Source organism: Herbaspirillum sp. GW821-FHT09A12 (assembly GCF_059418325.1).
In genome coordinates this window covers 143,978-163,387 of sequence record NZ_JBWKPR010000004.1, presented here as the reverse complement: position 1 = coordinate 163,387, position 19,410 = coordinate 143,978, and the positions used below count along the sequence as shown (strand labels likewise).

Here is a 19,410-nt window from a genome sequence, read left to right as displayed (position 1 = left end):
CCAGGGTCTGGCGATGAAGTGATCCGTTTTGGTTTTTCGTTAGTCATTGAAGGTGAGAACGCTTCTTTTTCCTGAAAAGGCGTTTTTCATTTTCTTATGTTCAAACGAAAGGTCAGATCATGGGGCAGGTCCGGGCGTCGAGGCGCCAATGCAATTCCGTTTTCCAAATGAAGGCCGTGGCTTGCGCTGCGCGCCATCTGGTGCTGATGGCGCCGATGCTGGCTGTTCCGGCGGCCTATGCGCAGACTACGTCGACTTCGACCGCGAGTGGCGGCATAACGACGGCGGCCACAACCACCGCAGGCAGCAACAGCAACGCCGTACTGCCCACCGTCACTGTCACCGAAAGCGCCGATCCCACCGCGCCCTATGCCGGTGGCCTGGTTGCCCGCGGCGGCAGCCTGGGGGTGCTCGGGACGGCCAGCGTGATGGATACGCCGTTCAGCACCACCAACTACACGTCCCAGGGGATCGAAGACGTGCAGGCGCGCGCGATCGGCGATGTGATCACCAATGATGCCTCGGTGCGCAATACCAACGGCAATGGCGGCTTCGGCGACAGCTATCAGATCCGCGGTTTCACGATGTCGGCCAACGATGTGGCCTTCAATGGCCTGTACGGCTTGGTGCCGTTGACCCGTATGCCGATCGCGATGGTGGAGCGGATCGAAGTGCTGAAGGGGCCGGGCACGCTGATGTATGGCATGGGGCCTGCCGGCGGGATTGGCGGTGCGGTCAACCTGGTGCCCAAGCGCGCCACCGAGGATCCGGTTTCCAGCGTGAGCGCGACCTACCTGTCCAATGCACAGTTCGGCCTGAAGGCTGACCTGGGGCGCCGTTTCGGCGAGAACCAGGAATGGGGCATCCGCGTCAATGCGCTGTATGCCGACGGCAATACCGGCCTGTCCGGCAGCAACCAGCAGCAAACCATGGGCTCGGTCGCGTTGGATTACAACGGCGGCCGCGTGCGCTGGAGCCTGGATGCGTATACCCAGCACGAGGATGCGCGCAACTTCCGTCCGCAGTTCAGCATCGACCGCAGCCTGACCGCCATGCCGGCCGCGCCCTCGGGCAAGACCAATCTATATCCGGGCACGACGCTGCAATCCGACGACAAGGCCGTCGCCACGCGCCTGGAATATGACATCGATGACACGCTGACCGCCTATGGCGCGGTCGGTTACCACGTGGCGGAGTCGGCGCAGAGCTGGCCCGGCGCCACCATCATGAACGTGCGCGGCGACACCAGCACCTTGTACAACGGCTACTATGACCAGCGCGTGACCTCCACGTCGGCCGACGTCGGCCTGCGGGCGCGCTTCGGCACGGGCGGCATCAAGCACACCCTGATGCTGGGGGCGAACATGCTCGACCAGCAGACCGACTACTTCTTCGACTCCCGCAGCACCGGGGTGACTTCGAATTTGTATCATCCGGTCGCGCTCCCCGCCGCCACGGGCGTGCGCGGCCAACCGGCGCCGCAGAACCAGATCCGCCTGACCAGCCTGGCGCTGACCGATACCCTGTCCCTGATCGACGACAGATTGCGCCTGATTGCCGGCCTGCGTCGCCAGCAGGTCTACCAGCACAGCTTGAGCGATGACGCGCAGACTTCCAACCGGACTGCCATTTCCCCGGTGCTGGCGGTGGTGGTCAAGCCCCTGGACAACTTGTCGGTGTATGCAAATTACACGGCCGCGCTCAGCGCAGGCGGGTTCACCGGCGCGGCCGACGGCAACCCGAATCAACAGTTTTCCCCGTATAAGTCAAAGCAATACGAGATGGGCGTGAAAGCCGACTGGGGGCGTGTGACAACGACCGCCGCGGTCTTCCAGATTGAACAGGCCAACAGCACCTCCACCACCATTGACGGCACAACTTATACGTCGCAAGACGGCCGCGCACGCATCCGCGGCCTGGAGCTGTCAGCCTACGGCGAGCTGCAGCGCGGCTTGCGCTTCAATGCCAGCGGCACCTTCTTCGACACCAGGCAATCGCACACCGGCGATGGCGCGACCGATGGCAAGGAAGTCGGCGCGGTGCCGAACCACAACTTCAACCTGGGCCTGGACTGGGATACGCCATGGCTGGCCGGCCTGGCGCTCAACACCCGTGTCGCCAATACCGGTTCCATGTGGTACAGCAACGCCAACAGCCTGAAGGTGCCGGGCTGGACCCGCGTGGATATCGGCGCGCGCTACATCGCCAGGGCCGCCGGCCAGGTCGTGACCTATCGCGCCAATATCGAGAACCTGTTCGACAAGAACTATTGGGTGATGCAGAACGGCTACGTAGGAACCTCCTCCGGCCGCACCTTCGTGTTGTCGGCCAAGGTCGACTTCTGATGGGGCAGGGCTGCGCGCGCTCAGGCGCGCAGCCTGTGCCGCCATCGTTGCGGGCGTCGTCGCGGCACGTTCCTTGCAGCGCCTTTTATTGCATTGACGGCAATGTTTGCGGCTATGGCTACCGTGGTTTTACGGTAATGCGGATCTTCGCCGCGAGACTACGCTGTGCTGCAACATAACATTGCCAAGGCGAGCCAGGTTGTCGGACAACTTGTGTTTTGTCTGTGGATGCAATGGCCGGGCGCAAGAAGATTGCGAGCGCCCGGTGGATGCAGGTAAATCCTTGAATTTGCATGCATTTTTGCTGGTGCGCCGGGGCGAATTTGATTACATTGGGCGCTGTCCCGGCCAAAACCCTTTTACTGACAGGATTGTCAGGCTGCCGCAGGCGCGACTGCGTCGGATGGCAGAGGGCAATGCGCCGCGATCGGGCGTCGTCGATTTTCCTGTCGCAACAAATCGCGGCCCTCCGGGTATTTTCCAGCGCATTGTTTGTTGCAATGCGCAAAATCCAATCCGTCCACTATTTTCCACATCTCGCCGATAAATGGCTGAGATAACGCCGTGATCTGGCTGTAAAAGGTTTGACTAACCTGAAAACGAACCTTTATAATCGCCGGGCTTTTAAGCTGCCGTTTGCTCGTAATGAGTGCGGCGCATGCACGATATTGGATATATATGCTGCGCATCATCCTTTTGCAGCTCGTAACCACGGTCGTCGCTGCTTTGGTGGCAGGCATGCTGGGTGGACTTCCGGCGCTGTGGTCCGCCTTGCTGGGCGGAATCTGCTGCGTGGTTCCCAACGCCCTGTTTGCCTTGCGACTCTACGTCAGCGCACGTAAGCCTGGTGGTACCAACCCGATGACGTTTTTCTTCGGGGAATTTTTCAAGATTGCTACGACCTTTGCGCTCATGGGCGCGATCGTTTGGTTGTACCACGGTGTCAACTGGCTCGCATTCATGCTGAGCTTCATCGTGGTGCTTAAGAGTTATTTCATTTTACTGTTTAGACATCGACCATGACCGTAGAAGCCGCTGAGCACGCGCCAACAGCCTCCGAATATATTGTCCACCACCTCGGACACTTCTCCACGCACCACCAAACCAAGATCGTCGATTTCTCCATCCTGAACGTGGATACCATTTTCTGGTCCGTGTTCTGCGGCGTAATCGCCTGCCTGTTCATGTTCCTGGCGGCCCGCAAGGCCACCTCGGGCGTGCCGGGCCGTTTCCAGGCGTTTGTCGAAATGGTGGTCGAGATGGTCGAAGACCAGTCCAAGGCCATCGTGCACGGCAACCGTACCTTCATCGCGCCGGTCGCCCTGACCGTGTTCGTCTGGGTCGCCCTGATGAACTCGCTGGACTTCCTGCCGGTCGACCTGGCTTCGGCCATCTTCCGCCTCTTCGGCATGGGCGAGATGCACCACCGCATCGTGCCGACCGCCGACCTGAACGGCACCCTGGGCATCGCCCTGGGCGTGCTGGCGCTGATGCTGTACTACAGCGTCAAGATCAAGGGCGCCGGCGGCTTCATCCATGAACTGTTCGCCGCGCCGTTCGGCATCTGGCTGGCGCCGTTCAACCTGATGTTGAACATCATCGAATTCGCCGCCAAGACCGTGTCCCTGGGCATGCGACTGTTCGGCAACATGTATGCAGGCGAACTGTTGTTCCTGCTGATCGCATTGCTGGGATCGACCGCGACCGCCTTCGGCTTTGTCGGCCACGTCATCGCTGGTTCCATCTGGGCAATTTTCCACATCCTGATCGTGCTGCTCCAAGCATTCATCTTCATGATGTTGACACTGGTTTACCTGGGCCAGGCGCACGAAGCGCACTAACAACAAGGCTTGCAGTACCTGTTTTTTGGTTTGTTTTTTGATTTTTGTATTTACTAACTTTTCTTAAGGAATTGTCATGACTGATGTCTCTTTCGTTGCTTTGGCTTGCGGTTTGATCATTGGCCTGGGCGCTATCGGCGCTTGTATCGGTATCGCGATCATGGGCGGTAAGTACCTCGAAGCATCCGCACGTCAGCCTGAACTGATGAATACCCTGCAAACCAAGATGTTCCTGCTGGCCGGTCTGATCGACGCCGCGTTCCTGATCGGTGTTGGTATCGCCATGCTGTTCGCATTCGCAAATCCGTTCATCGCCAAGTAATTCGGGCTTCATAGCCACTCTCACCCTGCCGGACGATTGGTTCCGGCACTCGTTATTCTGAGAAGGAAATTACCGTGAACTTAAATGCAACATTGATTGCTCAGTTCGTGGTCTTCTTCATCCTCGCCGGCTTCACGATGAAATTCGTGTGGCCGCCGTTGATCAAGGCGCTCGACGAGCGCGCCAAGAAGATTGCGGACGGCCTGGCAGCCGCCGACCGCGGCAAGGCAGATCTGGCTGCCGCTGAAAAGCGCGTGCAGGCCGAATTGTCGTCGGCCCGCGATGAAGGCCAAAAGCGCATCGGCGACGCCGAAAAGCGCGCGCAACTGATCGTCGAAGAGGCGAAGAAGACGGCCGCTGACGAAGCAGCCCGCATCATCGCCAATGCCCGTGCCGATGCCGAACAGCAAGTGAACAAGGCGCGCGAAGAATTGCGCGGCGAAGTCGCCACGCTCGCGGTCAAGGGCGCCGAGCAGATCTTGAAGCGCGAAGTCAACGCAGCGGCGCATGCCGAATTGCTGAACCAACTGAAGGCAGAGCTGTAATATGGCCGAACTCGTAACGATCGCTCGCCCTTACGCCGAAGCCCTGTTCCGTGTGGCCAAGGCCGGCAGCCTGGCAGCCTGGTCCGATCTCGTTACCGAGATGGCCCAGGTGGCAGCGCATCCCGAGCTCAAGGCCCTCGCGCAAAATCCTTCCGTTTCGCATGCCAAGCTGGCCGAAGTGTTTGCCGCAGCAGTGAAGACTCCGCTTTCCATCGAAGCGCAGAACTTCGTCAAGACCCTGGCCGACAACGGCCGTCTGACCCTGCTGCCGCAGATCGCCGAACAATTCCATGCGCTGAAAAACGCCCAGGAAGGTTCGGCCGATGCACATATCGTCAGCGCATTCGAGATGAGCGATGCGCAGGTCAAGGATGTGATCGCCACCCTGGAGAAGAAGTTCGGCCGCAAGCTGAACCCTTCTGTGGAAGTGGACAACAGCCTGATCGGCGGCGTGCGTGTCGTGGTTGGCGACGAAGTGTTCGATACCTCCGTGCGCGCGAAGCTGCAGCAGCTGCATGCTGCTCTGGCCGCGTGAATAGCCGGACCCTGGCGTAAGCGAAAGAACAATTTTTAGGAGTTAGTATGCAACTCAACGCATCTGAAATCAGCGAGCTGATCAAGAGCCGGATCCAAGGCCTTGGCGATACCGCTGAGATTCGCAATCAGGGCACGGTTATTTCCGTGTCCGACGGTATCTGCCGTATCCATGGTCTGTCCGACGTGATGCAAGGTGAGATGCTGGAATTCCCGGGCAATACCTTCGGCCTGGCGCTGAACCTGGAGCGTGACTCGGTCGGCGCCGTTATCCTGGGCGAATACGAGCACATTTCCGAAGGCGACACCGTCAAGTGCACCGGCCGTATCCTGGAAGTGCCTATCGGTCCGGAACTGAAGGGCCGCGTGGTCAACGCACTGGGCCAGCCGATCGACGGCAAGGGTCCGATCAACGCCAAGCTGACCGCCCCGATCGAAAAGATCGCTCCGGGCGTGATCGCACGCCAGTCCGTGTCGCAACCGATGCAGACCGGCCTGAAGTCGATCGACTCGATGGTGCCTGTCGGCCGCGGCCAGCGCGAGCTGATCATCGGCGACCGCCAGACCGGCAAGACCGCCGTCGCGATCGACGCCATCATCAACCAGAAGGGTCAGAACATGACCTGCATCTACGTCGCGATCGGCCAGAAGGCTTCGTCGGTCAAGAACGTGGTGCGCGCACTGGAAGCGCACGGCGCGATGGAATACACCATCGTCGTGGCAGCGACCGCCTCCGAATCGGCAGCGATGCAATACGTGTCGGCCTACTCGGGTTGCGCCATGGGCGAATACTTCCGCGATCGCGGTCAAGATGCCCTGATCGTGTATGACGACCTGTCCAAGCAAGCTGTTGCGTACCGTCAGGTATCGCTGCTGCTGCGCCGTCCGCCGGGCCGTGAAGCTTACCCGGGCGACGTGTTCTACCTGCACAGCCGCCTGCTGGAACGCGCAGCCCGCGTGAACGCCGACTACGTCGAGAAGTTCACCAACGGCGAAGTCAAGGGCCAGACCGGTTCGCTGACCGCGCTGCCGATCATCGAAACCCAGGCCGGCGACGTGTCCGCCTTCGTTCCGACCAACGTGATCTCGATCACCGACGGCCAGATCTTCCTGGAAACCTCGCTGTTCAACGCCGGTATCCGTCCTGCGATCAACGCCGGTATCTCGGTGTCGCGCGTCGGTGGCGCTGCCCAGACCAAGGTCATCAAGGGCCTGTCCGGCGGTATCCGTACCGACCTGGCGCAGTACCGTGAACTGGCCGCGTTCGCGCAGTTCGCTTCCGATCTGGACGAAGCCACCCGCAAGCAGCTGGATCGCGGCGCGCGCGTAACCGAACTGCTCAAGCAGGCTCAGTACGCGCCGCAATCGATCTCGATCATGGCCGTCACGCTGTTCGCGGTCAACAAGGGCTACATGGACGACGTCGAAGTCAAGAAGATCCTGGCATTCGAAGCCGGTCTGCACAACTTCGTGAAGACCAGCCATGCTGACCTGCTGAAGAAGATCGAAGACACCAAGCAACTGGATAAGGATGCTGAAGCGGCCCTGGCAGCGGCCATCGTCGACTTCAAAAAATCCGGCGCGTACTAATTTTACTGAAGCTATAAGGAGTCTTACTCGTGGCTACAGGTAAAGAGATACGTGGCAAGATCAAGAGCGTAGAGAATACGAAGAAGATCACCAAGGCGATGGAAATGGTCGCGGCATCCAAAATGCGCAAGGCGCAGGACCGGATGCACGCTGCCCGCCCATACAGCGACAAGATCCGCAATATCGCGGCCAACCTGTCGCAGGCCAATCCGGAATACACGCATCCGTTCATGGTCAAGCAGGATACCGCCAAGCGCGTTGGTTTCATCGTCGTCACGACCGACAAGGGTCTGTGCGGCGGCATGAACACCAATTCGCTGCGTCTGCTGACTTCGAAGATTCGTGAACTGGAAGGCCAGAGCCTTGCCATCGAGACCGTTGCCATTGGCAACAAGGGTCTCGGTTTTCTGAATCGTATTGGCGCCCGCGTGGCCGCCAACGTAACGCAATTGGGCGATACGCCTCACCTGGAAAAGCTGATCGGCCCCGTCAAGGTGCTGCTCGATGCATACCAGGAAGGCAAGCTGGACGCGGTGTACCTGGTGTACACCAAGTTCATCAATACGATGAAGCAGGAAGCAACCCTGCAGCAATTGCTGCCGCTGACCAGCGACAAGCTCAAGGCTGATGAGGGTTCGCACTCCTGGGACTACATCTATGAGCCCGATGTGCAAAGCGTGGTGGACGAGCTGCTGGTGCGTTACGTTGAAGCACTGATTTATCAGGCTGTCGCCGAAAACATGGCGTCCGAGCAATCGGCGCGGATGGTGGCGATGAAAGCTGCAAGCGACAACGCCGGCAGTGTGATCGGAGAGCTGAAGCTGGTCTACAACAAGACCCGCCAGGCAGCGATCACCAAGGAACTGTCGGAAATCGTTGCTGGTGCGGCCGCGGTCGGCTGATAGCGGCAGACGTAACGCAGCGATGCGAATCAGATTTTAAATTTTATCTATTGAAGGAACGAAAATGGCTGATGGCAAAATCGTTCAGTGTATCGGCGCCGTGGTGGACGTAGAGTTCCCGCGCAATGCGATGCCCAAGATTTACGATGCCTTGAAATTGGAAGGTTCTGAACTGACCCTGGAAGTCCAGCAACAGCTGGGCGACGGCGTGGTTCGTACCATTGCGCTCGGTTCGTCGGACGGTCTGCGCCGCGGCCTGACCATCACGAACACCGGCCATGGAATCACGGTGCCGGTCGGCACTGCGACCCTGGGCCGCATCATGGACGTGCTGGGCAACCCGATCGACGAATGCGGTCCGGTGAGCCACGCGCAAACCGCCGAGATCCACCGCAAGGCCCCTGCATACGACGAACTGTCGCCCTCGCAAGAGCTGCTGGAAACCGGCATCAAGGTGATCGACCTGGTGTGCCCGTTCGCCAAGGGCGGCAAGGTCGGCCTGTTCGGCGGCGCCGGTGTGGGCAAGACCGTGAACATGATGGAACTGATCAACAACATCGCCAAGGCGCACAGCGGTCTGTCCGTGTTCGCCGGTGTTGGTGAGCGTACCCGTGAAGGTAACGACTTCTATCACGAAATGGCAGAAGCCAAGGTCGTGGATCTGGAAAACCCGGCCAACTCCAAGGTGGCCATGGTGTACGGCCAGATGAACGAACCGCCGGGCAACCGTCTGCGCGTCGCGCTGACCGGCCTGACCATCGCCGAAGGCTTCCGTGATGAAGGCAAGGACGTCCTGTTCTTCGTCGACAACATCTACCGTTACACCCTGGCCGGTACCGAAGTGTCCGCGCTGCTGGGCCGTATGCCTTCCGCCGTGGGCTACCAGCCGACGCTGGCCGAAGAAATGGGGCGCCTGCAAGAGCGCATCACCTCGACCAAGACCGGTTCGATCACCTCGATCCAGGCCGTGTACGTCCCTGCGGATGACTTGACCGACCCGTCGCCGGCAACCACCTTCGCCCACTTGGACTCGACCGTCGTTCTGTCGCGTGACATCGCTTCGCTGGGTATCTACCCTGCGGTCGATCCGCTGGACTCGACCTCGCGCCAGCTGGACCCGCAAGTGGTCGGCCAGGAGCACTACGAAACAGCCCGCGCCGTCCAAGGCACCCTGCAGCGCTACAAGGAACTGCGCGACATCATCGCGATTCTGGGCATGGACGAACTGGCTCCGGAAGACAAGCTGCTGGTGGCGCGCGCTCGCAAGATGCAGCGTTTCCTGTCGCAGCCGTTCCACGTTGCCGAAGTGTTCACCGGTTCGCCCGGCAAGTACGTTTCGCTCAAGGACACGATCAAGGGCTTCAAGATGATCGCCAGCGGCGAACTCGATCACCTGCCGGAACAAGCGTTCTACATGGTCGGCACGATCGAAGAAGCAATCGAAAAAGCCAAGAAGATCAACTGACAAGCTGTTGAAAAACGTAGCGCGCGGTTCGAGCCTGGGCTCGAGGAGCACAAGCGTACGAGAGTACGCTGAGCACCGCAGGGCTCAAGACCGGACGGCGCAGTAGTTTTGCGACAGTTTGTATTTATTGATCTTTGGCGCCGCTTCCATGCATTGCTGATGCACGGGAGCGGTCAATCGGATAGGAAACGACATGGCACATACTATTCAAGTGGACGTGGTTTCGGCGGAAGAGGCAATCTTCTCCGGCGAGGCTGAATTCGTCGTGTTGCCGGGTGAAGCGGGCGAGCTGGGTATCTATCCCCGCCACACGCCGCTGATCACGCGCATCAAGCCGGGTGCCGTCCGTATCAAGGTGCCGGGCCAGGCGGCCGAGGAATTCGTGTTCGTGGCGGGCGGCCTGCTGGAAGTTCAGCCGGATGCCGTGACCGTGCTGGCCGACACCGCGATCCGCGGCGCCGACCTGGACGAAGCCAAGGCAGCCGAAGCGAAGAAGCTGGCCGAAGAAGTATTGGCCAACCGCGATTCGAAGATCGATTACGCCGCTGCGCAAGCCGAACTGGCTGCCGCAGTCGCGCAATTGGCCGCGATCCAGAAGTTGCGTCAGAAGCGCTGATGCGTCGGCGTCGCCATCGCTTCAACGGGATGGCGCAAGCAAGAAGTCTAAAGGCAGCCTCGGCTGCCTTTTTTCATGGGCGCGCGGTGGATGGATGCGCGTTGGCGCATATTGCGCTAGTCTGGACAAATATAAACGGCGCTGCGCTGCAGACGCATATCGCCGGAACCGAACGAGACAGGAGAATTCCATGCCGCAAACTGGCCAGGCCCAGCCGCTTTCATCCCATGCCGGCGGCAAGCCGGTGATTGCCGTGGTCGGCTTGTCCAATCGCCCCGCGCGGGCCAGTTATGACGTCGCGGCTTACATGCAGTCGGCGGGGTATCGGATCGTCGCGGTCAATCCCATGTATGCCGGCCAGACCATCCTGGGCGAGCATTGCCATGCCACGCTGCAGGATGCGGCGGCGGCGCTGGCGAAAGAAGGGTTGCGCATTTCCATTGTCGACTGCTTCCGCAAATCCTCCGACATCCCGCCGGTGGTGGATGACGCCATCGCCATCGGCGCCGAATGCGTGTGGATGCAACTCGACATCTTCCACGAGGAAGCCGCTGGCAAAGCGCGTGCCGCGGGATTGAAGGTGATCATGGACAAGTGCATCAAGATCGAGCATCGCCAGGGAAATTACCTCGGCGTGCTGTAGCGGCACGGTTGCAATCGGCGGGCCACGGCCGGTAAGGCGCAAGCAGCAAGGCGCAAGCAGCAAGACGCAATCGGGACATCACCACAACAACCACAGGGACTCAGCATGCCGAAAAAAATCGCAGAGCAATTCGTCGCCGACAGCAAGGTGGAGATCAATGACGGCAGCGCTTCGTCCAAACCGCTGTCATCCGGCAACAAGGAGCAGGACAAGGCCGAGATCGGCCGCCTGGCCGCCGCCATCGGCGAGCAGCAGCAGATGTTCTATGCCGGCCGCCGGCACAAGTTGCTGGTGATTTTGCAGGGGATCGATACCAGCGGCAAGGACGGCACGGTCAACGACGTGTTCGCCGGCGTTAATCCGCAAGGTATCCGCATCGCCAACTTCAAGGCGCCGACGGCCATTGAGCTGGCGCATGACTATCTTTGGCGCGTGCACCAGCAGGTGCCGGCGGCGGGGGAGATCGTGGTGTTCAACCGCAGCCATTACGAAGACGTGCTGATCACGCGCGTGCACGACTGGATCGACGACAAGGAGTGCAAGCGCCGCTACGCCCAGATCAACGACTTCGAACGCTTGCTGAGCGAGACCGGCACGGTCATCCTCAAGTTCTTCCTGCATATTTCCAAGGACGAGCAGCAAGAGCGTTTGCAGTCGCGCATCGACGATCCCAACAAGCATTGGAAATTCGAGATCCAGGACCTTGAAGAACGCCAGCGCTGGGATGCCTACCAGCAGGCCTACCAGAATGCCCTGCGCGCCACCAGCACGGAACATGCGCCTTGGTACGTGGTGCCGGCCGACGCCAAGACGCACCGCAACCTGGTGGTCGCCAGCATCGTGCTGGAGACGCTGGAAGCGTTGAAGCTGAAGTTTCCGGATCCCAAGCCGGAACTGAAAAAACTCAAGGTCGACTGAGTCGCCAGTCCTGGGCCTGAAGCCGGCCGGACTGGCGGTCCGCCATCACTTACTTGAGCCACTTGTCGAATACCTGCTGGTACTCGCCGGTAGCCTTGGCCAGGTGCAGCCAGGCATCCACATATTCCTTGAAGGCGATATCGCCGCGCGGCAGCATGTAGGCCTTTTCGGCGAACTGCAGCGGCTGTTGGGGATTGACCGGGCACAGTTCCGGATGGAGCTTGGACTGCCACATGGTCTCGCTGGCATCGGTCACCATCACGTCGGCTTTGCCGTCGATGATCTGCTGGAAGATGGTCACGTTGTCGGGGTGCAGCGCCAGCGTGGCGCGCTTGTAGTGCGCACGCGCGAAACGCTCGTTGGTGCCGCCGGGGTTGACGATGGCGCGTGTGCCCGGCTGGTCGATCAGGTCGAAATTGCGGAATTTTTCCTTGTCGGCGCAACGCACCACCGGCGCCTTTCCATCGACCATGGTCGGCGCCGAGAACGCCGCCTTCTTCTGGCGTTCCAGCGTGATCGAGACGCCGCCCATGGCGATGTCGCACTGGGCGATGAAGTCATTCATCAGGTTGCTCCAGGTGGTCTTCACGAATTGCGCTTCCACCCCCAGCGACTTGGCCAGCGATGTGGCCAGTTCCACATCCATGCCTTCGAACGTCTGGTCCGGGCGGTAGAAGGTGAACGGCTTGTAGTCGCCGGTCATGCAGACGCGCAGCTTGCCGGATTTGATCACCTGGTCCAGGCGCGATGCGTTGGCGTCGCCGTCGGCGGCAAGCGCCGGACGGAGCGACAGCGAAACGAGGGCGAGGGCGGCCAGCAAGGCGGCGCCGAGAAATTTTTTCATATTGTCTCCAGATGGATGTTGGCAATACGGCGCCCGATTGTTGAGCGATAGCGTGCGCCTGTCGGTCTTTTTGTTGCCCGCCGATCATAACAAAAATGCTTGCGCTTTCGCAGGCGATGCGCCTTTTCGGGACTTGTCGGCCGCAGCGCAACCCCGCGCAGGAAATGGCGCGCCGCTGCCATCCAGGTCGATATCGGTGCCGGACGATACCGATAATTAGCCGGGCTTTCCTGGTTTGGATGAGATAATGGAGGTTTGCCGTCCGCTACTGTCCAGGTCGACCATGTCCCGATTCGCACCGCTGAAAAACGATACTTTCCTGCGCGCCTTGCTGCGCCAGCCGACCGATTACACGCCGCTGTGGCTGATGCGCCAGGCCGGCCGCTATCTGCCGGAATACCGCGCCACGCGTGCGCGCGCCGGCTCCTTCATGGGCCTGGCGACCAACCCTGATTACGCCACCGAAGTCACGCTGCAGCCGTTGGCGCGTTATCCGCTGGACGCCGCCATCCTGTTCTCGGACATCCTCACCGTGCCGGATGCGATGGGCCTGGGGCTGTATTTCGCCGAAGGCGAGGGCCCCAAGTTCGAGCGCCCATTGCGCGACGAAGCGGCGGTCAAGGCGCTGCAGGCGCCCGATCTGGCCAAGCTGAATTATGTGTTCGACGCCGTGACGCAAATCCGCCGCGAGCTCGATGGCCGGGTGCCGCTGATCGGATTTTCCGGCAGCCCCTGGACGCTGGCTTGCTACATGGTCGAAGGCGGCGGCTCGGACGATTTCCGCCTGGTCAAGAGCATGCTCTACAGCCGGCCGGACCTGATGCACCACATCCTCAGGACCAACGCCGCTGCGGTGGCGGCCTACCTGAATGCGCAGATCGACGCCGGCGCGCAAGCGGTGATGATCTTCGATACCTGGGGCGGCGCCCTGGCCGATGGCATCTACCAGCAATTCTCGCTGGCCTACATGGCCGACGTGGTGCGCCAGTTGAAGCGGGAGCAGGACGGCGCGCGCATTCCCGTGATCGTGTTCACCAAGGGCGGCGGCCTGTGGCTGGAGCAGATCGCCGCCATCGGCGCCGACGCCGTCGGCCTGGACTGGACGGTCAACCTGGGCGAGGCCCGCCGCCGTGTCGGCGACCAGGTGGCGCTGCAGGGCAATCTCGACCCCAACGTGCTGTTCGCCGGCGACGACGCCATCCGCGCCGAGGTGCGCAAGCTGCTGGAATCCTACGGCAAGCCATCGGTGGGCAACGGCCATGTCTTCAACCTGGGCCACGGTATTTCCCAGCACACCCCGCCCGAGGCGGTGACGACACTGGCCGATGCAGTCCATGAGATCAGCCGCAGCATGAGGTCTTGAGGCCGCCGGATGCCTGTGCGCCTGCCGTGGCTGGCCGCGGTTGCGCGGTATGTCGCGACCGCGTGAACCGGCACGGTGCAAGCCATGGATCTTTTGATAAGTGATTTTTTTGACTTATGCACATTTTGGGCTTGCTTCTAATTAAGAATCGATAATATCGACATGCGAATTTCTTTGGCCGGGCCGCATTTCCAAGTGCTTGATTTCATTGATGTTATTTTCTGCTCCGCTTTTGGGCAATCTATTGGGAGGCCCAGCCTTGGCGGGCTTGCAGGCTGTCAAGAGGTACTTTTCAACAAAGTTATCCACAGGTTTTGTGCATAACCCTAAAAGCGCTTATTAAACCGTCATTTACGCGTGCTTTTGAAGTTTTACTTTAAATGCGCGTAGTCATTTTTGTCGGGCAGAGATGAAAAATCATCGGTCGCGGTCGATGATCACCCCTTGACAAATGATCGCGGTGATCTAGTGCCTTCAGGACTTATGCACATGGAAGAGGTTAGGGCCGCGGCTGAAAAAAATTTAGAAAATAAATTTTCCGCTCGCCAAGGATAAATACAAGTGTTTGATTTTATTGAATTATTTTTTTGCTTTTGATTTGGGCAATTTATTGAAAGCCGCCTCCAGTCTGGCGCAAAGCCTGTCAAGAGCGACTTGTCCCCAAAGTTATCCACAGGATTTGTGGATAGCTCAAAAAATACAGTTGAAACCTATAGTTAGCTCGGTTTTTCAGGAATTACATTAAGTTCGTGGAACAGTGCATCCTCCAAGTCGCGCTCGATACCCCCTTGCATACCGTCTTCGATTATTGTTGGCGCGGCCGGGAGGATGAGGCGATCCCCGTCGTCGGCCAACTGGTCGTGGTGCCATTCGGGCGGCGCGAAGCGGTTGGCGTGGTGGTCGGCCATGCGGCCCGGACCGAGCTGAGCGCAGACAAGATCAAGGACGTGCTTGCCGTACGCGGCCAGTTGCCGCCGTTGTCGGCGCACTGGTTGGCGCTGTGCGGGTTTGCTGCCGACTATTACCAGCGGCCGTTGGGCGAAGTGATGCTGCCGGGCCTGCCCAAGAACCTGCGCGCGCTGACTACGGTGGCACTGGACAAGGCGCTCAAGGCGCTGGGCCGGATGGCCGCGCCGCCCAAGAAGCGCAAGGCAAAGGCCAAGGACGCCGAGAGCGAACCGGCTGCCGAGCCGGCGCCGCCCGCCGATCCCATGCAGTTCGGCGCCGCGCCGCCGCTCAATGCCGCGCAACAACAGGCAGTCGACGTCATCGCCCAGGCGGAAGGGTTCGCGCCGCTGCTGCTGTACGGGGTCACCGGCAGCGGCAAGACCGAAGTCTATTTGCAGGCCGCCGCCGCCATCCTGAAACGCGCGGCCGATGCCAAGGCTGCAGCGGAGCAGCCTGCCGCGCCGCAGGAGGCGCCCGCGCAGATCCTGGTGCTGGTGCCGGAAATCAACCTCACTCCCCAACTGGAAGGCAATATCCGCGCGCGCTTCCCCCACCTGAACGTGGTGGCGCTGCACAGCGGGCTGGCCGAGGGCGAGCGTACCCGCAGCTGGCTGGCGGCCCATCTGGGGCAGGCGCATATCGTGCTGGGCACGCGCCTGGCCATCCTGTCTTCATTGCCGCACCTCAAACTCATTGTCATCGACGAAGAGCACGATCCGTCCTACAAGCAGCAGGAAGGCCTGCGTTATTCCGCGCGCGACCTGGCCGTATGGCGGGCGCACCAGCTCGGCATTCCGGTGGTGCTGGGTTCGGCCACGCCGTCGCTGGAAACCTGGCAGCACGCCCAGGCCGGCCGCTACCGCCGCCTGGAACTGCGCCAGCGCGCCGCGCAGCAGGCGGTGCTGCCCACCGTCAAGGTGGTCGACATGGAGCGCGACAAGCCGCAGGACGGGCTGACCTCCACCCTCATCGGCGCCATCCGCAAGCGCCTGGAAAACGGCGAGCAGTCGCTGCTGTTCCTCAACCGGCGCGGCTATGCGCCGGTGCTGGCGTGCGACGCCTGCGGCTGGATCAGCAATTGCATGCGCTGCGACGCCTTCATGGTGGTGCACCGGCCCGAGCGCCGCCTGCGCTGCCACCATTGCAGCCTGGAACTGCACATCCCCAAGTCCTGCCCGACCTGCGGCAACATCGACCTGCAGCCGCTGGGGCGCGGCACCCAGCGCGTGGAAGAGGGCTTGCGGGCGATCTTCCCGGAGGCGCGGGTGCTGCGCATCGACGCCGATTCGACGCGCCTGAAGGGTTCCGCCCAGCTCGCCTTCGACAGCGTGCACCGCGGCGAGGTCGACATCCTGATCGGCACCCAGATGGTGGCCAAGGGGCACGACTTCAAAAAGCTGACCCTGGTGGGCGTGATGAACCCCGACACCGCGCTGTTTTCGCACGACTACCGCGCCAGCGAGCGCCTGTTCGCGCAACTGATGCAGGTGGCCGGGCGCGCCGGCCGCGCCGGGCTGTCGGCTGACGGCAGCTCGGGCGAGGTGCTGATCCAGACCCGCTATCCGCACCATCCGCTGTACCAGGCGGTGGTGTGCCACGACTACGACGGCTTCGCCGGCACGCTGCTGGAAGAGCGCCAGCAAGCCTGTTTCCCGCCCTTCATGTACCAGGCGCTGCTGCGCGCTGAAGCGCGCGAGCTGGCGCAGGCCGTGGGCTTCCTGCAGGAGGCTGCCGCCATGCTGACCGCGCCCGCCATCACCATCAACGCCCCCATCCCGATGACGATGATGCGCGTGGCCAACGTCGAGCGCGCGCAATTGCTGGTGGAATGCCCCTCGCGTCCCGCCTTGCAGGCTTTCCTGAGGGAATGGCTGGCCGAACTCAGGCAGGTGAAGACGCGGGTGCGCTGGTCGCTTGAGGTCGATCCGGTCGATATCTGAGGCCGCGCCGGCGCGCCGGTGCATTTCACGCCATTGGCGACGCTTCTGCTTGCCCGCGGCATGCATTTCGTCGCAAGGCGCTGGGCCGGCGTCGCACCGGTCACTAAGCTTGCTCCCGTCGCTCATCCATTGCACAGGAGCATCCCATGATCGCCGGCATCGTCACGCACACCCCTTTATGGGTCTGGCCCTTGCTGGCCTTTTTGCTGTATCGCGGCTGGCAAGCCGGCCGCGACCGCGACGCCCCGCTGGCCAAGGCGCTGGCGATGCCGGTGGTGATGCTCGGCTTGTCCTTGTCGGGCTTGCTGCTCAGTTTCAGCGCCCATCCGGCCAATGCCCTGCCAGGCGTTGTCGCCATGCTGGCCGCTGGCTTTCTCAGTTTCCGCAGCCGTGCCGCCGCCGCCATCCGCGTCGATGCCGCGCGCCGCCGGATCGCCCAGCGCGGCAGTTGGCAGCCCTTGTTGCTGACGCTGGGGATTTTTGCCGTCAAATACAGCGCCGCGGTCATGCTGGCCTTGCATCCGCAACTGGCGTCCAGCGCCTGGTTCTCCCTGCCGCAGGCGGCGTTGTATGGCGCCTTCGCCGGTATTTTCGCCGGCCGATTGTTGCGAATCGTACATCTTTATCGCCGTGCGCTGGCGGGCCATGTCCAGACGGGCCCGGCGCCGGGCTGAGCGCGGCCGCAAAAAGCTGGAATGGGCAGCGTCCCCCGGGCGCAAAGCGGGGCGGCAAGCCGGTATAATCTCGGCTGCTCAACTAATTTCAAGCGATTCCTCCCGGCGCGGGTTTCCGATGCGCCGCGGCCGCTTCCGCTTTACCTGCCATTCCCATGCTCGCACAACAGAAACAAAGCATTGCCGACCTGTTTTCATCCGCGTTGAAGCCGCTCGTCGCCGGCACCGACCTGCAGCCCAGCATCACGCTGGAGCGCCCGCGCGACCCGTCGCATGGCGACATCGCCTGCAACATCGCCATGCAACTGGCCAAGCCGCTGAAGAAGAACCCGCGCGAACTGGCGCAAGCCATCGTGGCCGCCGTGCTGGCCGATCCGGCGCGCGACGGCCTGGTGGAGTCGGCGGACATCGCCGGCCCCGGTTTCATCAACCTGCGCGTAGCCGCTGCCGCCAGGCAGGCGGTGGTCAAGGTCATCCACGAACAAGGTGCCGATTTCGGCAAGAGCCGTGCCGGCGAGGGCAAGAAGGTGCTGGTCGAGTTCGTCTCCGCCAACCCCACCGGCCCGTTGCACGTCGGCCACGGCCGCCAGGGCGCGCTCGGCGATGCGCTGTCGTCGCTGCTGGAAGTACAGGGTTACGACGTGCTGCGCGAGTTCTACTACAACGACGCCGGCGTGCAGATCGCCACGCTGGCCACTTCCGTGCAGACCCGCGCGCGCGGCTTCAAGCCGGGCGACGCCGAGTGGCCGGAGTCGGCCTACAACGGCGACTACATCGCCGATATCGCACGCGATTTCCTCGACCAGAAGACCGTCTCGGCCAGCGATGGCGAACCGGTCACCGCCAGCGGCGATGTCGAGGACATCGAATCGATCCGCCGTTTCGCCGTGGCCTACCTGCGCCATGAGCAGGATCTCGACCTGCAGGCCTTCGGCGTGAAGTTCGACAATTATTACCTGGAGTCGTCGCTGTATGCCGACGGCAAGGTGGCCGCCGCGGTCGAGGCGCTGGTCAAGGCCGGCAAGACCTACGAGCAGGACGGCGCGCTGTGGTTGCGCACCACCGACTATGGCGACGACAAGGATCGCGTCATGAAGAAGACCGACGGCACCTATACCTACTTCGTGCCCGACGTCGCCTATCACATCAACAAATGGCAGCGCGGCTACGGCAAGGTGATCAACGTCCAGGGCAGCGACCACCACGGCACCATCGCGCGCGTGCGCGCCGGCCTGCAGGCTGCAGGCGTGGGCATCCCGCAAGGCTATCCCGATTACGTGCTGCACAAGATGGTCACCGTCATGCGTAACGGCGAAGAGGTGAAGATCTCCAAGCGCGCCGGTTCCTACGTCACGCTGCGCGACCTGATCGAATGGTCGGCCGGCGCGGGCGCCGAGGGCGCAGAGGGCGCAGAGGGCGAAACCCCGGACCTGACCCGCGGCCGCGATGCGGTGCGCTTCTTCCTGATCTCGCGCAAGGCCGACACCGAGTTCGTGTTCGACGTCGACCTGGCGCTGGCGCAGTCGGATGAAAACCCGGTCTATTACGTGCAGTACGCCCACGCGCGCATCTGCACCGTGCTGGGCAAGTGGGGCGGCGACGAGGAAGAGCTCAGGAATGTGGCCGACCTGTCGCCGCTGACCGCGCCGCGAGAAGCCGCGCTGCTGGCCAAGCTGGCCGAGTATCCGGAAATGCTGGCGCACGCGCTGGCCGAGCTGGGGCCGCACCAGGTGGCCTTCTATTTGCGCGATCTGGCAGGCGAACTGCATAGCTACTACAATGCGGAACGCGTGCTGGTCGACGATGTCCCAACCAGGCTCGCGCGCCTGGCGCTGATGGCCGCCACCCGCCAGGTGCTGCGCAATGGCCTGGCGCTCTTGGGCGTATCGGCGCCGGCCAGAATGTAAATTGCTAACCAAG

The 19,410-nt window shown here is 61.6% G+C and carries 17 protein-coding genes; 16 read left to right on the top strand and 1 reads right to left on the bottom strand.

Annotated elements, in window-relative coordinates; all coding sequences use genetic code 11:
* Nucleotides 1-167: 167 nt before the first annotated feature.
* The 12 genes from AC07N6_RS12910 (at nucleotide 168) to AC07N6_RS12855 (ending at nucleotide 11,721) form a co-directional block, all read left to right on the top strand.
* On the top strand, nucleotides 168-2,345 hold the full coding sequence (locus tag AC07N6_RS12910) for a TonB-dependent receptor (protein ID WP_494781583.1): 2,178 nt from the start codon (nucleotides 168-170) through the stop codon (nucleotides 2,343-2,345).
* A gap of 678 nt (nucleotides 2,346-3,023) precedes the next feature.
* A complete protein-coding gene (locus tag AC07N6_RS12905; RefSeq protein WP_494781584.1) occupies nucleotides 3,024-3,368 on the top strand; it encodes an ATP synthase subunit I in 345 nt (114 codons plus the stop codon).
* Entirely contained in the window at nucleotides 3,365-4,186 is an 822-nt protein-coding gene (gene atpB / locus AC07N6_RS12900) for a F0F1 ATP synthase subunit A (RefSeq protein WP_494781585.1), read from the top strand. Before AC07N6_RS12905 ends, atpB begins: the two co-directional genes overlap by 4 nt.
* A 76-nt stretch (nucleotides 4,187-4,262) precedes the next feature.
* A complete protein-coding gene (atpE, locus tag AC07N6_RS12895; protein WP_006461334.1) occupies nucleotides 4,263-4,508 on the top strand; it encodes a F0F1 ATP synthase subunit C in 246 nt (81 codons plus the stop codon).
* Between the two features lie 74 nt (nucleotides 4,509-4,582).
* Complete coding sequence (locus AC07N6_RS12890) at nucleotides 4,583-5,053, top strand: F0F1 ATP synthase subunit B (protein ID WP_494781586.1); 471 nt, start codon at nucleotides 4,583-4,585, stop codon at nucleotides 5,051-5,053.
* Nucleotide 5,054: 1 nt separating this feature from the next.
* Nucleotides 5,055-5,588 (top strand): F0F1 ATP synthase subunit delta, encoded by a 534-nt coding sequence (locus tag AC07N6_RS12885; RefSeq protein WP_494781587.1) that lies wholly within the window; start codon nucleotides 5,055-5,057, stop codon nucleotides 5,586-5,588.
* Nucleotides 5,589-5,635: 47 nt separating this feature from the next.
* Nucleotides 5,636-7,177, top strand: coding sequence for a F0F1 ATP synthase subunit alpha (gene atpA, locus AC07N6_RS12880; RefSeq protein WP_494781588.1), 1,542 nt, complete (start codon nucleotides 5,636-5,638; stop codon nucleotides 7,175-7,177).
* Nucleotides 7,178-7,206: 29 nt separating this feature from the next.
* The gene (gene atpG, locus AC07N6_RS12875; RefSeq protein ID WP_494781589.1) at nucleotides 7,207-8,079 is read left to right on the top strand and encodes a F0F1 ATP synthase subunit gamma; all 873 of its coding nucleotides are present in this window, start codon (nucleotides 7,207-7,209) and stop codon (nucleotides 8,077-8,079) included.
* A 64-nt stretch (nucleotides 8,080-8,143) separates the two neighbouring features.
* The gene (atpD, locus tag AC07N6_RS12870; RefSeq protein ID WP_050467729.1) at nucleotides 8,144-9,544 is read left to right on the top strand and encodes a F0F1 ATP synthase subunit beta; all 1,401 of its coding nucleotides are present in this window, start codon (nucleotides 8,144-8,146) and stop codon (nucleotides 9,542-9,544) included.
* A gap of 193 nt (nucleotides 9,545-9,737) precedes the next feature.
* A complete protein-coding gene (locus AC07N6_RS12865; protein WP_494781590.1) occupies nucleotides 9,738-10,160 on the top strand; it encodes a F0F1 ATP synthase subunit epsilon in 423 nt (140 codons plus the stop codon).
* A 190-nt stretch (nucleotides 10,161-10,350) separates the two neighbouring features.
* The gene (locus AC07N6_RS12860) at nucleotides 10,351-10,803 is read left to right on the top strand and encodes a CoA-binding protein (RefSeq protein ID WP_494781591.1); all 453 of its coding nucleotides are present in this window, start codon (nucleotides 10,351-10,353) and stop codon (nucleotides 10,801-10,803) included.
* Between the two features lie 105 nt (nucleotides 10,804-10,908).
* Nucleotides 10,909-11,721, top strand: coding sequence for a polyphosphate kinase 2 family protein (locus AC07N6_RS12855; protein WP_494781592.1), 813 nt, complete (start codon nucleotides 10,909-10,911; stop codon nucleotides 11,719-11,721).
* A 49-nt stretch (nucleotides 11,722-11,770) separates the two neighbouring features.
* On the opposite strand, the gene AC07N6_RS12850 is transcribed toward AC07N6_RS12855, so the two are convergent.
* Entirely contained in the window at nucleotides 11,771-12,565 is a 795-nt protein-coding gene (locus AC07N6_RS12850; RefSeq protein WP_494781593.1) for a transporter substrate-binding domain-containing protein, read from the bottom strand.
* 283 nt (nucleotides 12,566-12,848) lie between these two features.
* On the opposite strand from AC07N6_RS12850, the gene hemE reads away from it, so the two are divergent.
* The 4 genes from hemE (at nucleotide 12,849) to argS (ending at nucleotide 19,397) form a co-directional block, all read left to right on the top strand.
* A complete protein-coding gene (hemE, locus tag AC07N6_RS12845) occupies nucleotides 12,849-13,928 on the top strand; it encodes a uroporphyrinogen decarboxylase (protein WP_494781594.1) in 1,080 nt (359 codons plus the stop codon).
* 749 nt (nucleotides 13,929-14,677) lie between these two features.
* Nucleotides 14,678-16,816, top strand: coding sequence for a primosomal protein N' (locus AC07N6_RS12840; protein WP_494781595.1), 2,139 nt, complete (start codon nucleotides 14,678-14,680; stop codon nucleotides 16,814-16,816).
* Between the two features lie 128 nt (nucleotides 16,817-16,944).
* Nucleotides 16,945-17,490: a DUF6622 family protein gene (locus tag AC07N6_RS12835; protein ID WP_494781725.1), complete on the top strand. Its 546-nt coding sequence runs from the start codon at nucleotides 16,945-16,947 to the stop codon at nucleotides 17,488-17,490.
* Between the two features lie 155 nt (nucleotides 17,491-17,645).
* Nucleotides 17,646-19,397 (top strand): arginine--tRNA ligase, encoded by a 1,752-nt coding sequence (gene argS, locus AC07N6_RS12830; RefSeq protein WP_494781596.1) that lies wholly within the window; start codon nucleotides 17,646-17,648, stop codon nucleotides 19,395-19,397.
* Nucleotides 19,398-19,410 lie beyond the last annotated feature (13 nt).